Annotated in this window: 14 protein-coding genes, 1 pseudogene and 1 riboswitch; of the genes and pseudogenes, 6 read left to right on the top strand and 9 right to left on the bottom strand. The window is 35.5% G+C overall.

All coding sequences use genetic code 11. The annotated features are described in order from the left end of the window. The first annotated feature begins 121 nt into the window (after positions 1-121). A riboswitch (SAM riboswitch) is annotated at positions 122-225 on the top strand. 166 nt (positions 226-391) lie between these two features. Together metH and metF are read left to right on the top strand one after the other, a co-directional pair. After that, positions 392-4,093 carry a methionine synthase gene (gene metH, locus ACHMWN_RS07195; protein ID WP_397299046.1) on the top strand — a complete coding sequence of 1,234 codons (3,702 nt, stop codon included), beginning with the start codon at positions 392-394 and terminating at the stop codon, positions 4,091-4,093. 55 nt (positions 4,094-4,148) lie between these two features. Next, on the top strand, positions 4,149-5,102 hold the full coding sequence (metF, locus tag ACHMWN_RS07190; protein WP_397299043.1) for a methylenetetrahydrofolate reductase [NAD(P)H]: 954 nt from the start codon (positions 4,149-4,151) through the stop codon (positions 5,100-5,102). A 75-nt stretch (positions 5,103-5,177) separates the two neighbouring features. Here the strand turns inward: metF and thrC are convergent, their stop codons facing one another. The 3 genes and pseudogenes from thrC to thrA form a co-directional block, all read right to left on the bottom strand. Then, complete coding sequence (gene thrC, locus ACHMWN_RS07185) at positions 5,178-6,485, bottom strand: threonine synthase (protein WP_397299040.1); 1,308 nt, start codon at positions 6,483-6,485, stop codon at positions 5,178-5,180. A gap of 20 nt (positions 6,486-6,505) precedes the next feature. Further along, positions 6,506-7,436 (bottom strand): annotated as a pseudogene (locus ACHMWN_RS07180) (homoserine kinase). A gap of 12 nt (positions 7,437-7,448) precedes the next feature. Then, the gene (gene thrA / locus ACHMWN_RS07175; protein ID WP_397299038.1) at positions 7,449-9,905 is read right to left on the bottom strand and encodes a bifunctional aspartate kinase/homoserine dehydrogenase I; all 2,457 of its coding nucleotides are present in this window, start codon (positions 9,903-9,905) and stop codon (positions 7,449-7,451) included. A 481-nt stretch (positions 9,906-10,386) separates the two neighbouring features. Here thrA and rsgA point away from each other — a divergent pair, with 481 nt between their 5' ends. The 3 genes from rsgA (at position 10,387) to ACHMWN_RS07160 (ending at position 12,195) form a co-directional block, all read left to right on the top strand. Further along, on the top strand, positions 10,387-11,307 hold the full coding sequence (gene rsgA / locus ACHMWN_RS07170; RefSeq protein ID WP_397299035.1) for a ribosome small subunit-dependent GTPase A: 921 nt from the start codon (positions 10,387-10,389) through the stop codon (positions 11,305-11,307). Between the two features lie 92 nt (positions 11,308-11,399). Then, positions 11,400-11,858 carry a D-aminoacyl-tRNA deacylase gene (gene dtd / locus ACHMWN_RS07165; protein WP_397299032.1) on the top strand — a complete coding sequence of 153 codons (459 nt, stop codon included), beginning with the start codon at positions 11,400-11,402 and terminating at the stop codon, positions 11,856-11,858. A 10-nt stretch (positions 11,859-11,868) separates the two neighbouring features. Then, the gene (locus tag ACHMWN_RS07160) at positions 11,869-12,195 is read left to right on the top strand and encodes a nucleotide pyrophosphohydrolase (RefSeq protein WP_397299030.1); all 327 of its coding nucleotides are present in this window, start codon (positions 11,869-11,871) and stop codon (positions 12,193-12,195) included. A 30-nt stretch (positions 12,196-12,225) separates the two neighbouring features. Here the strand turns inward: ACHMWN_RS07160 and ACHMWN_RS07155 are convergent, their stop codons facing one another. Next, on the bottom strand, positions 12,226-12,615 hold the full coding sequence (locus ACHMWN_RS07155; RefSeq protein ID WP_397299028.1) for an HIT family protein: 390 nt from the start codon (positions 12,613-12,615) through the stop codon (positions 12,226-12,228). 23 nt (positions 12,616-12,638) lie between these two features. Further along, positions 12,639-13,112 (bottom strand): transcription elongation factor GreA, encoded by a 474-nt coding sequence (gene greA / locus ACHMWN_RS07150; protein WP_372817840.1) that lies wholly within the window; start codon positions 13,110-13,112, stop codon positions 12,639-12,641. Between the two features lie 226 nt (positions 13,113-13,338). Between greA and ACHMWN_RS07145 the strand changes: the two genes are divergently transcribed. After that, entirely contained in the window at positions 13,339-15,216 is a 1,878-nt protein-coding gene (locus tag ACHMWN_RS07145; RefSeq protein ID WP_397299027.1) for a M1 family metallopeptidase, read from the top strand. 104 nt (positions 15,217-15,320) lie between these two features. On the opposite strand, the gene ACHMWN_RS07140 is transcribed toward ACHMWN_RS07145, so the two are convergent. The 4 genes from ACHMWN_RS07140 to rsmA are packed head-to-tail and all read right to left on the bottom strand — an operon-like array spanning position 15,321 to position 18,105. After that, positions 15,321-15,851, bottom strand: coding sequence for a hypothetical protein (locus ACHMWN_RS07140; RefSeq protein WP_397299024.1), 531 nt, complete (start codon positions 15,849-15,851; stop codon positions 15,321-15,323). A gap of 17 nt (positions 15,852-15,868) precedes the next feature. Further along, the gene (locus tag ACHMWN_RS07135; RefSeq protein WP_372817836.1) at positions 15,869-16,345 is read right to left on the bottom strand and encodes an OsmC family protein; all 477 of its coding nucleotides are present in this window, start codon (positions 16,343-16,345) and stop codon (positions 15,869-15,871) included. A gap of 41 nt (positions 16,346-16,386) precedes the next feature. After that, a complete protein-coding gene (locus ACHMWN_RS07130) occupies positions 16,387-17,316 on the bottom strand; it encodes a 2-hydroxyacid dehydrogenase (RefSeq protein WP_397299021.1) in 930 nt (309 codons plus the stop codon). 3 nt (positions 17,317-17,319) lie between these two features. Then, a complete protein-coding gene (gene rsmA, locus ACHMWN_RS07125) occupies positions 17,320-18,105 on the bottom strand; it encodes a 16S rRNA (adenine(1518)-N(6)/adenine(1519)-N(6))-dimethyltransferase RsmA (protein ID WP_397299020.1) in 786 nt (261 codons plus the stop codon). Positions 18,106-18,269 lie beyond the last annotated feature (164 nt).

The raw sequence follows: 18,269 nt of genomic DNA, 5'->3' as shown, positions 1-18,269 counted from the left end.
AAACAAAACATTTTCAGAATATTATATCGAAGGCTGCGCAGATTTGCGTGGCCTTTGTAATTTTATTTGGCATTAGCAGCCAATTTTTTGGAATTGATAATGCTTTGTTGCACCTTTGTATTGCTTATTAAGAAAGACGGAGGGACTAGACCCAACGAAGTCTTAGCAACCTGTGCCAACAAGGTGCTAATTTCTAATCTCAGCAGTGGCGAGAGAAGATAAGTTTAAGGAGAAAAGAGAATCCAGACTTTTTAGAAGCATTTTTTTAAAGTACCTAGCTTATAGTACTTAGTATTTAGATGATAAGTGCTAAATAATATGATTAGGTCTAAATGTAGTTTTATGGTGTGTCAAATGTCTTGATCCTATATAGTAACTACTAAATACTAGTATGGATATTAGAGAAGAATTAGAGAAACGTATTTTAATTATAGATGGTGCAATGGGTACCATGATTCAACGCTATACATTAACTGAAGAAGATTTCAGAGGAGAGCGATTTAAGAATCATCCATGCGATGTAAAAGGCAATAACGATTTGCTCAATATTACACGTCCTGATATTATTAAGGAAATTCACTTAGAATATTTAAAAGCTGGCGCTGATATTATAGAAACCAACACCTTTAGTACACAACGTATTTCCATGGCCGATTATCAAATGGAAGAGTTGTCGTACGAGTTAAGTTTTGAAGGAGCTAAAGTTGCTAAAGAAGCAGTAACCGAATTTATGGCAGCAAATCCCGACAGGAAATGTTTTGTAGCTGGTGCAGTTGGCCCAACAAACAGAACGTTATCTATGTCGCCAGATGTAAATGATCCAGGTTTTAGAGCTATTTATTTCGATGAATTAGAAGCCGCTTATTATGAACAAGTTCGTGGTTTAGTAGATGGTGGATCTGATGTATTATTAATAGAAACCATTTTTGACACCCTAAATTGTAAAGCAGCAATTGTTGCGATTAAAAAATATGAAGAAGTAATTGGCAGAAAACTAGAAATCATGATTTCTGGAACGATTACCGATGCTTCTGGAAGAACATTATCTGGACAAACAGCCGAAGCTTTTTTAAACTCTGTGATTCATGCAAATCCATTAAGTATCGGGTTTAATTGTGCATTGGGAGCTAAAGAAATGCGTCCGCACATTGAAGAATTATCAGAAAAAGCAGGTTGTTATATTTCTGCTTATCCAAATGCAGGCTTACCGAATGAGTTCGGCGCTTACGATGAGTTACCTCATGAAACTGCACACCTGGTGGATGATTTTATCGCCTCTGGCTTTGTAAATATTGTGGGTGGTTGTTGTGGCACTACCCCAGAACACATCGGCTGTATTGCCGAAAAAGCAAAAAAAGCAAGTCCAAGAAAAATTCCTACCGTTGAGCCTTACCTGCGCTTAAGCGGATTAGAACCCGTTACCATCACTCCCGAAAGCATATTTGTAAATATTGGTGAAAGAACCAATATCACAGGATCTCCAAAGTTTTCTAAATTAATTTTAGGTGGCGATTACGAAGCTGCTCTTGCTGTTGCGCTACAACAGGTAGAGGGCGGTGCGCAAATCATCGATGTAAATATGGATGAGGGTATGATTGATTCGGAAGCGGCAATGACCAAATTCCTGAATTTAATTGCATCAGAACCTGATATTGCTAAACTACCTATCATGGTCGATTCATCTAAATGGTCGGTCATAGAAAATGGCTTAAAATGTTTGCAAGGAAAAGGAATTGTAAACTCTATATCCTTAAAAGAAGGAGAAGAAAAGTTTAGAGAAAGCGCTCGTAAAATTATGAAATACGGTGCTGCAGTTGTAGTTATGGCTTTTGACGAAAAAGGTCAGGCCGATAATTATGACCGTAGAATTGAAATTTGCAAAAGAAGTTATGATATTTTGGTAAATGAACTTGGCTTTCCCCCTCAAGATATTATTTTCGACCCTAATATTTTAACCGTAGCAACAGGATTAGAAGAACACAACAATTACGCTGTCGATTTTATTAATGCCACACGATGGATTAAACAAAACTTACCTTACGCTAAAGTAAGTGGTGGCGTTTCTAATATTTCATTCTCATTTAGAGGAAATAATACAGTTCGTGAAGCGATGCACTCTGCATTTTTATACCATGCTATTCAGGCTGGTTTAGATATGGGAATTGTGAATGCAGGTATGCTAGAAGTGTATCAAGAAATTCCGCCAGAATTATTAGAACGTGTAGAAGATGTACTATTGAACCGTAGAGATGATGCAACTGAACGTTTGGTAGAATACGCCGATACCATTAAAAGTAAAGGAAAAGAAATAGTTCGCGATGAAGAATGGCGCAAAGGAACAGTTGAAGAACGATTATCTCATTCGCTAGTTAAAGGAATTGTAGAATATTTAGATGACGATGTAGAGGAAGCTCGACAAAAATATCCTCGTCCAATTCAGGTAATTGAAGGTCCGTTAATGGATGGGATGAATATTGTTGGAGATTTATTTGGTGCTGGAAAAATGTTCTTACCACAGGTAGTAAAATCGGCAAGGGTAATGAAAAAAGCCGTTGCTTATCTCCTACCTTTTATTGAGCAAGAAAAATTAGATAATCCAGATCAAGATCAAAATTCATCTGCCGGAAAAGTGTTAATGGCAACCGTAAAAGGCGATGTACACGATATTGGAAAAAATATTGTAGGTGTAGTTTTAGCCTGTAATAACTTCGAAATTGTAGATATGGGTGTAATGGTTCCTGCGCAAGACATCATTAAAAAAGCCAAAGAGATTAATGCCGATATTATTGGTTTAAGTGGTTTGATCACGCCATCCTTAGATGAAATGGTTCACTTTGCCAAAGAAATGGAACGTGAAGGATTTACTATTCCATTAATTATTGGTGGGGCTACAACTTCACGTATTCACGCGGCTGTAAAAGTTGCTCCGAATTATTCTGGACCAGCAATTCACGTTTTAGATGCATCGAGAAGTGTTACAGTGTGTAGTACGTTGATGAATCCAGAAACAAAAGATGAATATGTTGCTGGCATAAGAGCTGAATACGATAAAGCTCGTGAAGCACATTTAAATAAACGTTCTGATAAAAGATTTAAAACTATAGAAGAGGCAAGGGCTAATAAATTTAAATTAGACCTTAAAAAGGTTGCGCCTGCACCAAGTTTTACTGGTACTAAGATATTGGACGATTATCCTTTAGCAGAGCTTGTTCCCTATATTGATTGGACACCATTTTTCCATACTTGGGAACTTCGCGGTAGCTATCCGAAAATTTTCGATGACAAATTTGTTGGCAATGAGGCAAAAAAATTGTTTGATGACGCCCAAGTACTTTTAAATAAAATTGTGAATGAGAAGCTGTTAACCGCCAAAGCAGTATTTGGTTTTTGGCCTGCTCATGCCATAGGCGATGATATAGAGCTGGCTGTAGAAAGCAGTAACCTTAAAGCAGATGAAAAGCTGAAAAATGGCAAAGCTGAAAAAGTAAGAATTCATACTTTACGCCAACAAGCTGAAAAAGTAGACGGACAGCCTTACTATGCTTTATCAGACTTCATTGCCGATAAAGATAGTGGAGTACAAGATTATTTTGGTGGCTTTGCCGTTACCACAGGTATAGGCTGCGATGAATTGGTAGCTGAATTTGAGAAGAACTATGATGATTACAATAGCATCATGGTCAAAGCATTGGCTGATAGACTAGCAGAGGCTTTTGCAGAAAAACTGCATGAATTGGTACGCAAGGATTATTGGGGTTATGCAAAAGATGAAGCATTTACCAATGAACAGTTAATTAAGGAACAATATGAAGGTATTCGTCCAGCACCAGGATATCCAGCTTGTCCAGAGCACACCGAAAAAGGGACCTTATTTGCGCTACTAGATGCAGAAGAAAAGATTGGTTTAAAGATTACAGAAAGTTATGCAATGTACCCAACTGCAGCTGTTAGTGGGTTTTATTTCTCTCATCCTGATGCTCGCTATTTCGGATTAGGAAAAATTACCAAAGACCAAGTAGAAGATTACTCAAATAGAAAAGCAATGGATTTAGAAGAAACTGAAAGATGGTTAAGCCCGAATTTGGCATACTAGGATACATTAGCTCAACTATCCAAAAAACCAACGACCAAACAACTAATCAACCACTATGAAGATTACAGACCATATAAAAAACGCAAAGGGTAAAACCTTATTCTCATTTGAACTTTTGCCACCAGTAAAAGGTAAAAGTATTCAGGCTATTTACAATGCTATTGATCCATTAATGGAGTTTAATCCACCTTTTATTGATGTAACTTATCATAGAGAGGATTATATTTATAAACAACATGAAACTGGTTTATTAGAGAAAATATCGTACAGAAAAAGACCTGGTACAGTTGCTATTTGCGCAGCAATTATCAATAAATATAAAGTAGATGCTGTTCCACATTTAATTTGCGGTGGTTTTACTAAAGAAGAAACTGAAAATGCATTAATAGATTTGCAGTTTTTAGGGATCGATAATGTATTGGTTTTACGTGGAGATGCCCGTCATGCAGATTCAAGCTTTATTCCAACTCCTGGTGGTCATTCGTATGCAACAGACCTTTTGGAGCAAGTAATGAACATGAATAGTGGTCGCTATTTACACGAAGATCATGATGCTTTTAAAACAGATTTTTGTGTCGGCGTTGCTGGATATCCTGAGAAACATTTTGAAGCGCCCAACCTTAAAACTGATTTCAAATATTTAAAAAAGAAAGTAGATATGGGTGCCGAGTTTATCGTTACTCAAATGTTTTTTGATAATTCTAAATACGTTGATTTTGTAAAGAAATGTAGAGAAAATGGAATTAATGTACCCATTATCCCTGGTTTAAAACCAATCACGTCCTCTAAACAATTAATCAGTTTACCAAAAGTATTCCATATCGATTTACCTGAAGATTTGAGTGAAGCTATTCATGCTTGCAAAAGTGAGGCTGAGGTCAAAGAAGTAGGTATCGAATTTATGATTGCTCAATGCAAAGAATTGGTTAACATTGGAGCCCCTGTATTGCATTTCTATACCATGAGCAATCCAGAACCAACTAAAAGAATAGCGCAAGCCGTATTTTAGTTTTGTCATTTAGAGCTAGCGAAGAATCTAATTCAATAACTAAATTCTTCGCAGGCTAGGAATGAAAAATTTTCTTTATTTCTTTAACAAATACTCTTTAAATCCTTCAAAATCCTTACCCAATTCGTCATATACCTCTGGGTTGTTTTTAAGCGATTTCACTTGTTCAGGTAATTCAATTTTAGCTGTCATTTCTGCCGAAAAAACTTCTGGGAACTTACAAGCATGAGCTGTAGACAAAAACACTTTTGCACTTTCATCTGTAGGATTTTCTTCAGCGTAAGCTTTAGTAGCTAAATAAGCAATCGCCGTATGCGGACAAGCAACATAATTAAATTTCTCAAAGATTTCTGTAATTCCTGCTAAGGTTTCTTCATCCGTAAAACGATATGCCTTTACCAATGCCTGAATAACTTTTCTATCTTCCTTAAACAGATCCATAATGCGAACCCAATTACTAGGAGCACCAACATCCATTGCGTTAGCATAGGTTTGTACGGATGGCTTAGTTTCATACACTCCAGTTTCTAGAAAACGTGGAACAGTGTCATTCGCATTGGTTGCCGCAATAAACTGATGAACTGGCAGACCCATTCTGTAGGCTAATAATCCCGCACCAATATTTCCAAAATTCCCACTAGGTACCGAAAAAACAATAGTTGCAAAACCTTGTCTTTTTACCTGTGCATATGCGTTGAAATAATAAAAAGTTTGGGGAATTAATCGTGCAATATTGATTGAATTAGCAGAAGTTAATCTGAACTTTGAATTCAATTCATCATCAGCAAAAGCTTGTTTCACTAACGTCTGGCAATCATCAAAAGTACCATCAACTGCAATAGCTCTAATATTTTTGCCATTGGTAGTTAATTGTAAACGCTGTACTTCACTCACTTTCCCTTTTGGAAATAAAATAGTAACTCTAGTATTTGGCACACCTAAAAACCCAAGAGCAACTGCTCCTCCAGTATCCCCAGAAGTAGCAACTAGAACGTCTAATAACTGTTCTCCGTCTTTTAAAAAATATGCCATCACTCTACTCATAAATCGAGCGCCAAAATCTTTAAATGCCAAAGACGGGCCATGAAATAATTCGAGCACAAATGTTTGTTTATCTAGTTTTACAATTGGTGCATCAAAATTGGCAGCATCTTCAATTAAAGCTTTCAAATCAGTCGCTGGTATTTCATCCCCTAGCAAAGTGGAAGCAATTTTATATGCAATTTCAGGAAGCGAATATTTTTCAATATCAGTTATAAACCCTTTTTCTAATTGAGGAATTTCCACTGGCATATACAATCCTTTATCCTGTGGCATGCTATTAAAAACTGCTTCTTGAAAAGAAACACGTAGATTTTTGTTGTTGGTTGAATATAATTGCATTGCTGTATGGTTGAATTCTTTTACAATACTCTTGGTCCTTCGGCATTTACCGAAGACACGTAAGCATTGCTATTAATTTTTAATTTTGTTAAGTGTTTTTGTTGCGCATCAGTTACTTTTCGGGCAGTTTCCTCATCTTTAGTTAATGCAAAAACAGATGGGCCAGAACCTGAAATCCCAAAACCTACTGCTCCGTTCTCCATAGCAAGTGCTCTCAAAGTTTCAAATCCAGGAATTAAAATAGAACGAGTTGGCTCCACTAAAACATCTTTCATACTTCTACCCACCAAATCAATGTCGTTCAAAAATAATCCACTGACTAAGCCGGCCACATTTCCCCATTGAGTAACGGCGTCTTTTAATAAAACTTTAGCACGAATCATTTGTCGGGCATCCTTTGTAGGCACTTCCACTTCTGGGTAAACAATCGCAGCAAACAAATCTTTAGGTGTTGGCAAAGCGATTAAATCTAGTGGCTCATAACTGCGAACCAAAACAAATCCACCCATTAGAGCAGGTGCAACATTATCTGCGTGACCATAGCCACAAGCTAATTCTTCACCTTTCATTGCAAATGGAACCAGTTCTTTTGGAGTTAGTGGATTGCCCATTAACTGATTAATTGCATATAAACCCGCAACTGTACTCGCTGAGCTGGAACCTAATCCACTACCAATTGGCATCTTTTTATGCAGTTCAATTTCTACACCTATATCTTCCTTATTTAAATGCTTTAGGTAATGTTGCACACTTGCGCTCACTGTATTTTTTGTAGAGTTCTAGTGGTAATCGACCGTCATCTCCAGTAATTTTTAATAAACGAACGCCAGGTTCATTAACTAAGCGCATGACAACTTCATCTCCAGGTTCGTTTACGGCGAAACCTAAAACATCAAATCCACAAACTACATTGGCAACGGTGGCGGGAGCGAAAACTTTTATTTCTTTCATCTTTATATGTATTTACGCCTTTTCGCCTCCAACATTTATAATATCTGCAAAAACTCCAGCAGCAGTAACCTCAGCACCAGCGCCCGGTCCTTTTACTACCAACGGACGTTCTTTATATCTATCAGTTGTAAATGAGATAATGTTATCACTACCTGAAAGCATATAGAATGGATGGTTTTCGTCTACCATTTGCAAAGTGATAGATGCTTTGCCATCTTCTAGTTTACCAATATAGCGTAACACCTTTTTACTCACTTCTGCTTCATCTTTCAATTTGGTAAAATACGCAGCATTTAGTTCCAATTGCTTGTAAAATTCTTCGACTGTTGGAGCCTGCAAACAAGCATCTGGTAGCATATTCTGAATACTTACATCAGATTCTTCGAAAGCGTAACCTGCATCACGAGCCAGAATTAACATTTTGCGCATAAAATCCTTCCCGTTCAAATCGTCCCGTGGATCGGGTTCAGTATACCCTTTCTCTTGCGCTTCCTTTACAATTTCATGGAAAGCTGCATCGCCTTTAAAATGATTGAATATATAAGAGATAGTTCCCGAAAGGATTGCTTCAATACGAGCGATTTTATCACCGCTCATCATCAAATCTTTTAAGGTTCTAATAATTGGCAAACCCGCACCTACATTGGTTTCGTAGTAAAAATCTACACCGAATTTGCGAGCTGTATTTTTAAATGCTTCGTACTGTGCAAAACTAGCTGAGTTACCAATTTTATTACAGGTAACTACAGAAATACTTGCTTCAAAAACTCCTTGATAAAAAGGTACAGGCTGCGGACTTGCGGTATTATCTACAAATACACAGTTCGGTAAATTCATGGCTTTCATTTTTGCAACGAATTCTTCTAAATTGGCGGCTTCACCCTGTGCATTTAGTGTTTCTTCCCAATTTTCTAAAGCTATGCCATTAGGCGATAACAGCATTTTTCGAGTATTGCTTATTCCCATTACTTTTACCTGTAAATCGTTGTTTTTAGCTAAGAAAGGCATTTGAACTTGCAATTGCTTAAATAATGTTTTACCGATATTTCCCGTCCCTAAACAGAAGATATGCAGCGTTTTATTCAGTGAAGTATAAAAAGCATCATGTACCGCATTTACCGCTTTAGATAAATCCGCTTTTGCGATTATTACTGAGATATTATATTCTGATGATCCTTGTGCAATTGCGTGAACATTTACACCATTTCTACCCAATGCATGAAACAATTTACCCGAAATACCTGGTGTATGTTTCATGTTTTCGCCAACAATAGCCAAAACCGCTAAACCACTTTCTACTTCTGGTTTATCTAATTTTTTGGCCTGTAATTCCAAATCAAACTCTTTTGAAATCAGCTTTACCGCCTTAATAGCATCAGAAGGTTTTACAGCAAAAGTGATACTATGTTCTGAAGAGGATTGGGTAATTAGCACCACGTTAATTTGCTCTCGCGATAGTAAAGAAAATAAGCGACCGCTAAACCCTGCTTTACCAACCATTCCGCTTCCAGCCAAATTAACAATACTTATTTCATCTATAGACGAAATCCCTTTTATAGGCAAAGCAGATGCTTTTGCACCATGACGAATATAAGTTCCTTCGAAATCTGTATCGAATGTATTTTTAATTACGATAGGTATTTGCTTTAAAAAAGCAGGTGTCATTGTTGGCGGATAAATAACTTTTGCACCAAAATAAGATAACTCCATTGCTTCGATATAGCTTAATTCTGGTAATGAAAATGCTTTTTTCACTATTCGTGGGTCGGCAGTCATCATTCCATTTACATCTGTCCAAATTTGGATTTCATTTGCATTTAATGCCGAGCCTAAAATTGCTGCGGTATAATCACTACCACCTCTACCTAAGGTTGTTACACGATTAGCGTCGTTACTTGCAATAAAACCTGTAACGAAAAGAAGCTTACCAGCATTGGTTTGGTAAAAATCTTTAACCAAAAAATCAGTTAATTGTGTATCCACTTTGGCTTGCCCAAAATTTCCATCTGTTTTAATAAACTGAGTTGCATCTGCAAAAACCGCTTCAGGAAACTGTTGCTTTGCAATATGGCAAACCATAAAAGTTGAGCAGCGTTCACCATAACTTAGCACTAAATCTTTAGCCTGTAAGCTGATCTCTTGCAGGTTATAAATAGCTTGTAATAATTCTTCTAACTCATTAAAATATAGCTTCAACTTTGTTAAAACTGGATTTTGAGCCGCAGCAGGTAATAATGCTCTAATCACATCAAAATGGCGTTGCTCTAATGCTTTTAACTCTTCGCTATAATCTTGGCCTAACGCAGCTTTTTCTGCCATTGCCGTAAGCAAATTGGTTACACCACTCATTGCCGACAAAACCACGATTGGTTTTTCTTGCCGCTGATTTTCCTTTGCTAAAATGTCCAACAAAGCACTTATGCTTTCTACTGAACCTACTGAAGTACCGCCAAATTTTAAAATATTCATAATAATGGGTTAAAAAAAAAGCGCTCCCGATATTCTCGGGAGCGCTTTATATGTTGTGTTTCAATTATACCACTAGCGTTTCCCCATCAGGCATTGGCCTGTTGTTGATGTAATAATGGTAATAATCGTGTTGTTAAAAATCATTTCTTTTCTTAGTGTATTTTCTACACCGCTAAGTAGAGGAATATTTTTTACAATGTCAAGTATTATTTAAAAAAAATTGAAATGTTTTATGAAAACCACTACTTATTTAAAAAAATTGTAACGATAAGTTTGTTTTTATAGCTTTTTGAAAAGGTATTATCATGTTTGATTAAAATACCTTGCTCATTATTCTTGTGAAAACAGAAATTTACTGTGTAGAAATTAGTAATTCTTGAAGATTTGAAATGCAGTTAGCAATGATGAGGGTAGAGCTAAATATGATATTTATAGAAGCATTTTTATGCATGTAATGATATTACTACCTTTACGACATAATATGCAGGGATTAGTTATAAAATCTACAGGAAGTTGGTATCAGGTTTATGCCGAGGATGGCAAAAATTACGATTGCCGAATTAAGGGTAAATTTAGGATTCAGGGTATACAAACTACTAATCCGATTGCAGTTGGCGATAGGGTTGGCTTTGAATTGGAACCAAATGCAGAAACTGGTGTAATTGATACATTGCAGGAACGGAAGAATTACATCATCCGCAAATCCATTAATTTAAGTAAGCAGGCACAAATTATTGCCGCCAATTTAGACCAAGCTTTTCTGATAGTTACATTAGCATCACCACGAACTTCTTTAGGCTTTATTGATCGTTTTCTAGTTACCTCTGAAGCTTACAGCATTCCCACTTGTCTAATTTTTAATAAACTTGATTTATTTAGTAAGCAGGGGCTAGAAATTTTAGCTGAATATAAATCCATTTATGAGAAAATTGGTTACCCATGCTATGAAGTATCCGCATTAAAAGGTACCAATGTAGATCAGATTAAAGATTTATTGAAGGATAAAACTACTTTGTTTTCAGGACACTCAGGTGTTGGAAAATCTAGTTTAATTAATGCATTATTACCAGGTTTCGATATTAAAACTGGAGAAGTTTCTGAATGGAGTGATAAAGGTCAACACACCACAACTTTTGCAGAAATGCATACATTACCTTTTGGTGGCTACTTGATTGATACTCCTGGAATTAGAGAATTAGGCATTTTTGATATTAAACCAGAAGAGTTAAGCCATTATTTTGTAGAGATGCGAGATCGTTTAAACCAATGTCGCTTTAATAATTGTAGGCATGTGAACGAACCTGGTTGTGCTGTCATTAAAGCAGTAGAAAGTGGTGAAATTGAAATAAGCAGATACGAGAGTTACTTGAGTATTTTTCATGGTAATGATACCCGTGCTTAGCTAGTTAGTTTTTAGTTGGTTTGTTGTTTGGGTCTTGACATAACTCTACAAATCCAACAAACCAACAAACGAATAAACCAACAAACCAAAAAATGAGAGCAGTTTTACAAAGAGTTACACAAGCTAGTTGTACAGTAGATGATACTATTACAGGAGCAATTGACGCTGGATTTTTAGTGCTGTTAGGTATTGAAGATGCGGATACACAAGAAGATTTAGAATGGCTGGCTCAGAAAATAGCTAATATGCGAGTTTTTGGTGATGAAAATGGATTGATGAATAAAGCATTGGCTGATATTGATGGAAATATTTTATTAATTAGTCAGTTTACTTTATTTGCCGCCACTAAAAAAGGAAATAGACCTGGTTTTACAAGAGCTGCCAGACCTGATAAAGCTATCCCGATGTATGAAGAAATGATTAGAACTTTATCAGCTTTGCTAAATAAACAAATAGCCTGTGGCATTTTTGGAGCTGATATGAAAATCAGTTTGGTAAATGATGGACCGGTAACTATCATAATGGACACAAAAGACAAAGACAATCACTAACGAAAATAATATGACCATCGAACAAGCCCAAGAAACCGTAGATAAATGGATTAAATCTACTGGAATTCGTTATTTTAATGAGCTAACGAATACAGCTATTTTGATGGAAGAAGTTGGTGAAGTTGCTCGGATCATGTCCAGAAAATATGGTGAACAGTCTTTTAAAAAAAGTGACGAAGAAGTAAACTTAGCAGATGAAATGGCTGATGTTTTATTTGTTTTAATCTGTCTTGCCAACCAAACAGGTATCAATTTAAATGATGCTTTGACTAAAAACTTAGAGAAGAAAACGTTGCGTGACGCAGATAGACATAAGAATAATGAGAAATTAAAATAAAAAAGCCCCGACTTGTTGTCGGGGCTTTTTTTATAGTACTGCTTTTATTTTGGCAGCAGCTTTACCAAGTTCTTCTTGACTTGGTTTCAGTTTCTCTTTCGCAAAATTCATATCGCTTACATTATTCATGGGTATTAAATGAATGTGTGTATGCGGAACTTCCAATCCAATAACGGCTACACCAACTTTTTTACATGGAAATGCTGCTTTAACAGCTTTGGCTACATGCTTTGCAAAAAGTGTTAAACCTGCATAAAGCTCATCATCCATATCGAAAATATAATCAATTTCCCTTTTTGGAATAACCAGTACATGCCCCATCACTAATGGATTTACATCTAAAAATGCCATAAAATCGGTTGTTTCTGCTACAACGTGTGCAGGAATTTCTCCACTTACAATTTTTGAAAATATAGTCATCCTTAAAGTTTTTAGCTATACGATTATCTTGATATTTCTAATATTTCGAATTCCATTTTACCAGCAGGCACTTGAATTTCGGTAGTGTCGCCAACAGACTTACCCAATAACCCTTGAGCAATTGGAGATTTAACTGAAATTTTTCCAGTTTTTAAATCAGCTTCGCTTTCTGCAACTAATTGGTAAGTCATTGTTGCACCATTTTTTATGTTTTTAATTTTAACAATAGATAAAGCCAAAACTTTTGACAAGTCTAACTTACTTTCGTCAATTAAGCGAGCGGTAGAAAGCGTAGCTTCCATTTTAGAAATCTTAGCTTCATGTAAACCTTGTGCTTCTTTTGCCGCATCATACTCTGCGTTTTCAGATAAATCACCTTTATCCCTAGCCTCTGCAATAGCCTTAGATATTGCCGCTCTGTCCACAGTTTTTAATTTGTGTAATTCCTCTTTCAGTTTATCTAAACCTTCTTGGGTATAATAAGTTACGTCTGACATACTTAATTATTTTTTATGAAATCCTCTAAAAAACAAACAAGACTACATCGGCCTTTAGCCTACATAGTCTTGCTTTGAATTAAAACGAAGATATAAGGCAATTTTTACAAAAGCAAATATTTTAATTTAAAAAACAATTCGAAAACACTTATTGCCCTCGTAAAAATAAAGTGATGATTATAGGCTAACTATTATTTTCGCTAATTTAGCTTTAAATAGAACCTACATGAAAAAATTTATTCTCACATTAGTTGTGCTTACCTGTACAACTACACTGTTTGCACAAGAATTATATATGCCTAGAAATATTAAGGCAGCTTATCAAAAAGGAACTCGTTCTTTGGATGGAAAACCTGGTAAAAATTACTGGCAAAACCATGGCAAGTATAACATGGAAATCACAGTTAATACCGATACAAAAATTGTAAGCGGAACAGAAAGCATCGATTATTCGAACAACAGTAGAGATACTTTAAAAACAATTACTATTCGTTTTGTAAACAATTTGCATAAACCAACTGCACCAAGAGGCGGTGGTGTGAGCGAAGACTTTTTATCTGCCGGATTAACAATCACCTCTCTAAAGATTAACGGTGAAGTATATAATGTAAATACAAAGGGTTGGGGTACCACAGGGGATGTAAGGTTAAAATCTCCTCTATTACCTGGCCGAAAAGCGTTATTAAATATCGATTGGAACTACCCATTATCAAAAGAAAGCGGTCGTGAAGGTCAAATAGACCCAACAACCATGTTTGTGGCATATAGTTATCCACGTGTATCTGTGTACGATGATTACAATGGATGGGATAGGGTACCGCATACGGATCGTCAGGAGTTTTATAACGATTTTAACGATTATGTTTTCTCTATAAAAGCGCCTAAAAACTTTGTGGTTTATGCCACAGGCGATTTATTAAATCCTGATGAAGTTTTACAACCAGAATTTGCGGCTCGATTAAAGAAATCATACACCAGTGATGAAGTAATTCACGTGGCTAACGAGCAAGAAATGAAAAGCGGTAAAGTTACTTTACAAAACGACTGGAATACGTGGAAATTCTCTGTAAACAACATCGTTGATGTTTGCTTTGGTTTAAGTAGCACTTATTTATGGGACGCTGGAAGTGTAGTTGTAGATAATAAAACGAACCGCAGAGTAAGTACTCAAGCAGCATACGATGTTAAGGGAACTGATTTTGTCAACTCTGTTAAAAATAACAATTATGCATTGGCTTGGTTTTCTAATAACTGGCCAGGCGTTCCTTACCCATTCTCTAAAATGACGGCTTTCCAGGGCTTTGCTGATATGGAATATCCTGGAATGGTAAATGATTCACAAACTGGTGATGCAACGTTCGCACAATTAGTACAAGATCATGAAATTGCACATACCTACTTTCCATTTTACATGGGCATAAATGAAACTCGTTATGCATTTATGGATGAAGGTTGGGCAACTACGTTAGAATATTTGATCGGCATTGCCGAACATGGCAAAGATTCTGCAGATAAATTCTATAAATCTTTTAGAGTTAACAGTTACATTAAAGATAAATCTACCGAAGAAGATCAGCCTATTATTTCTATGTCTACACAACTATCTGGCTCGGGCTATGGAAATAACTCATATGGAAAAGCATCTTTATCGTACTTAGCTTTAAAAGATATGTTAGGTGATGATTTATTTAAAACTGCTTTACACACCTATATGGATAATTGGAATGGCAAACATCCAATTCCATGGGATTATTTTAACTCGATGAACAGCGGCGCTAAACAAAACTTAAATTGGTTTTTTAACAACTGGTTTTTCAGCAATAATTATTTGGATTTAAGAATTGGACGCATACTTTCAAAAGTTGCAGGAGAATATAAATTTGGTATTGAAAACATAGGTGGTTTTGCAATTCCTTTTGATCTTGTTGTTACTTATCAGGATGGAAAAACTGAAACTAAACATTATACACCAGCAGTTTGGAAGGAAAACCAAAAATCATTCCTAGCTAAATTTACTACCAAAGGACAGGTTAAATCTGTTACTATAGATAATGGCATTTTTATGGATGCTACTCCTAACGATAATACTTGGCAAGGGAAATAATTTTTGAAGATTAATAGCCGCAGATTAGCAGATTAATAAACTTAAATCTGCAAATCTGCGGCTTTTGTTTCCATATCGTATTGTTAAGAACTATTTTATATTAGTTATTCAACTGAATCGTTTTGTTCTCCGCTTTGTTTATCTATAAATTTAGCAATCAACTTACTGTTTGCCATTAGTAAATAGCCAATAATGATTTTTACAAAGTAAAAAATAATCCAAGCCGAAGTTGGATTATCTCCAAATGCATTTTTCTGTTGAAAATAGATAAATACTTGTTTGCAAAATACTGGTAAACTATCAACAAGCATTAAACCGCCAAGAACAATAATTGAAATAGCCAAAATTGTTGAAGCTTTAATTTCAAGCGAAATTTTTTCTTCTACAAAGCCCTTATTTAATTGCAATTTATCTATAAGCCAAAAGGTCTTAAAAACAAACAACCATAAAATGAAGAAGTAACTTGCAACAGTAATTACCAAAAGAATTATTATAACTCCAGGAAAACTCTCTGCATTATTAAACCGAAAAACAGATAACGTTGTTAAAAATTGAGGGATGACGGTTATACTGCCAAAAACAATCCAAATACCTAAGATTTTAATTAAGATTGCCCAAAAAGTTCTTATGGTCATTATGTTCTAAATGAAGACTACTCGTTAATTGCCGAACAGCTTGGTGTATGCTTAACAGGAAAATTTAAAGAATTAGCAATGAAACACATCTTATTCGCTTCCTCATGAAGTGAATTTGCTAAATCTTTTTGCTCCTTTTTAGAGATAACTACTTCTGGCTGTAATAAAATTTCTTTAAACTGACCACTTCCATCAGAGTTTTCTTCCATAATACCAATCGCATTGTCCTTATATTCCATCACAACAATTTCATTTTTAGAACATAAATGCAAATACCATAACATATGACAAGAAGAAACTGAAGAAAGCAGCAAATCTTCTGGATTGTATTTTGTTTTGTCGCCTAGGAATACGGAATCTGATGAACCAGAAATTGGTGCTTTATTTTCAATAGACACTACAAAATCGCGGTCGTATGAGCGATAATCCATTGTTCCTGAACCTTTGTTACCTGCCCAAACCAAATTAGTTTTATATTGATGTTCTTTTGCCATAAGATATTTTGATGTTTATTTCTTATTAGCAATTTAAGGATTTATAATTTGATTTCCGATAGTTTTTGAGCCAAAACTTCAGAAATTTTACGATACGAATCAAAGGTCCATCCACCAACATGAGGAGTTAAAATTACCTTACCCGATTTTTTCAGCTCGTCAAACCAATGTTGCTCGTTCAATGCAGGAAATTTTTCAATTTCTAATACATCTAAACCTGCACCTAAAATTTTACCGCTTTTTATTTTATTCAACACGGCTGATGTATTTACTAGTTCACCCCTAGCTGTATTTATAAAAAAGATTGGTTTTTTGAAATGATATAAATATTCCTCATTCACCATTTGCCTGGTTTCTTTCGTCAAAGGAATATGTAAACTCAAAACATCGCTTTGTTTTACTATTTCTTCCATGCTTACTTCACGAACAAAAGCATCACTAAAACCAGTTTTATATTTATCGTATGAAATTACATTTACTTCGAACCCAGAAAGTTTTTTTGCAAAACTTTGCCCCATAAAACCGTAACCAATAATTCCAACAGTTTTGCCTTTTAACTCGTATCCACGGTTATTCTCTCTGTCCCAAATTCCGTTTCTGATTTCTGAATCTGCTTTGTGAAAATTATTCATTAACGAAAGTAAAAGACCAATGGCATGTTCACCAACTGCATCTCTATTTCCCTCTGGTGCATTAATTAATTGGATATTTCTTTCAGCTGCGACAGCTTCATCAATATTATCCAAGCCCGCTCCTGCCCTTGCAACAAACTTCAAATTCGGAGCTAAATCAAACAATTCCTTATCAATTCTAAATTTAGTCCGCACAGCGATGCCAACATAATTTTTTATAACGGCCAATGTTTCAGCTCTTGTAATTAAAGGTAAATCATCCACTTCAAAACCTAAAGCAGTTGCTTGTTCCTTAAACACAGGGTGCAGATCGTCTATAATTAAAATTCTTTTGCTCATTTCTTATTGGCCTGTTAAAAAACAGAGGTGTTGTGTTAACGTAATAAAATCCTCCACGCTTAATTGTTCTGCTCGTTTATCAAAAAATGGATGATTGTCCATTTTATCTTTAGGAATAGTACCCGACAAAGCATTACGTAATGTTTTACGGCGCTGATTAAATCCGCCTTTTACCGTACGCCAAAATAGTTTCTCATCACATGGCAAAGTTTCCATACTATTTCTACTTAAGCGAATAACACCAGAATTTACCTTTGGCGGTGGATTAAATGTACCCGGCTTTACGGTAAAAAGGTATTCGATATCATAATAAGCTTGAATCAACACACTTAAAATACCATACTCCTTAGTCCCAGATTTTGATGCACAACGTTCGGCAACTTCCTTTTGAAACATTCCCACCATTTCAACTACATAATCTTTATGTTCTAAAATTTTAAATAAAATTTGAGATGAAATATTATATGGGAAATTGCCTATAACAGCGAATTTACCTGGAAAAATTGAAGTTAAGTCAAGCTTTAAAAAATCTCCACTAATTAATCGTTCTCCCAACTGGGGATATTTATCAGCTAAAAAAGCTACCGATTCTACGTCAATATCAATTAAAAAAGTTTCCAAATCTTCTCTCGACAATAAAATATCTGAAAGAATTCCCATTCCTGGTCCAACTTCTAAAACTTGGTGGTATTGATCGGTATGAATCAGACCATTTACAATTTTCTCCGCAATTTTCTTGTCGGTTAAAAAGTGCTGACCTAAATGCTTTTTCGCTTTTACTAAACTCATTGTCGCAAAGTTAAGGTTTTTTATGTGTTCATCAGTTCATTCGTCATTAGTTCATTTGTGCTATATACCGAATGAGCCAGCGAACAAATGATACTATTGAACTTCTCTATTATTTTTATCACCGTTTAATTCAAAATCGCTAATTTGCGCTAAATTCTTTTAAT

This window comes from Pedobacter sp. UC225_61 (assembly GCF_044452285.1).
In the GTDB taxonomy this organism is placed as follows: domain Bacteria; phylum Bacteroidota; class Bacteroidia; order Sphingobacteriales; family Sphingobacteriaceae; genus Pedobacter.
The sequence above is the reverse complement of the archived record's forward strand: the minus strand, read 5'-3'. Positions and strand labels throughout refer to the sequence as shown.

Bases quoted from the DNA above. Each gene is read 5' to 3' on its own strand.
- metH (WP_397299046.1), top strand. From the start codon at position 392: ATGGATATTAGAGAAGAATTAGAGAAACGTATTTTAATTATAGATGGT.
- metF (WP_397299043.1), top strand. From the start codon at position 4,149: ATGAAGATTACAGACCATATAAAAAACGCAAAGGGTAAAACCTTATTC.
- thrC (WP_397299040.1), bottom strand. From the start codon at position 6,485: ATGCAATTATATTCAACCAACAACAAAAATCTACGTGTTTCTTTTCAA.
- thrA (WP_397299038.1), bottom strand. From the start codon at position 9,905: ATGAATATTTTAAAATTTGGCGGTACTTCAGTAGGTTCAGTAGAAAGC.
- rsgA (WP_397299035.1), top strand. From the start codon at position 10,387: ATGCAGGGATTAGTTATAAAATCTACAGGAAGTTGGTATCAGGTTTAT.
- dtd (WP_397299032.1), top strand. From the start codon at position 11,400: ATGAGAGCAGTTTTACAAAGAGTTACACAAGCTAGTTGTACAGTAGAT.
- ACHMWN_RS07160 (WP_397299030.1), top strand. From the start codon at position 11,869: ATGACCATCGAACAAGCCCAAGAAACCGTAGATAAATGGATTAAATCT.
- ACHMWN_RS07155 (WP_397299028.1), bottom strand. From the start codon at position 12,615: ATGACTATATTTTCAAAAATTGTAAGTGGAGAAATTCCTGCACACGTT.
- greA (WP_372817840.1), bottom strand. From the start codon at position 13,112: ATGTCAGACGTAACTTATTATACCCAAGAAGGTTTAGATAAACTGAAA.
- ACHMWN_RS07145 (WP_397299027.1), top strand. From the start codon at position 13,339: ATGAAAAAATTTATTCTCACATTAGTTGTGCTTACCTGTACAACTACA.
- ACHMWN_RS07140 (WP_397299024.1), bottom strand. From the start codon at position 15,851: ATGACCATAAGAACTTTTTGGGCAATCTTAATTAAAATCTTAGGTATT.
- ACHMWN_RS07135 (WP_372817836.1), bottom strand. From the start codon at position 16,345: ATGGCAAAAGAACATCAATATAAAACTAATTTGGTTTGGGCAGGTAAC.
- ACHMWN_RS07130 (WP_397299021.1), bottom strand. From the start codon at position 17,316: ATGAGCAAAAGAATTTTAATTATAGACGATCTGCACCCTGTGTTTAAG.
- rsmA (WP_397299020.1), bottom strand. From the start codon at position 18,105: ATGAGTTTAGTAAAAGCGAAAAAGCATTTAGGTCAGCACTTTTTAACC.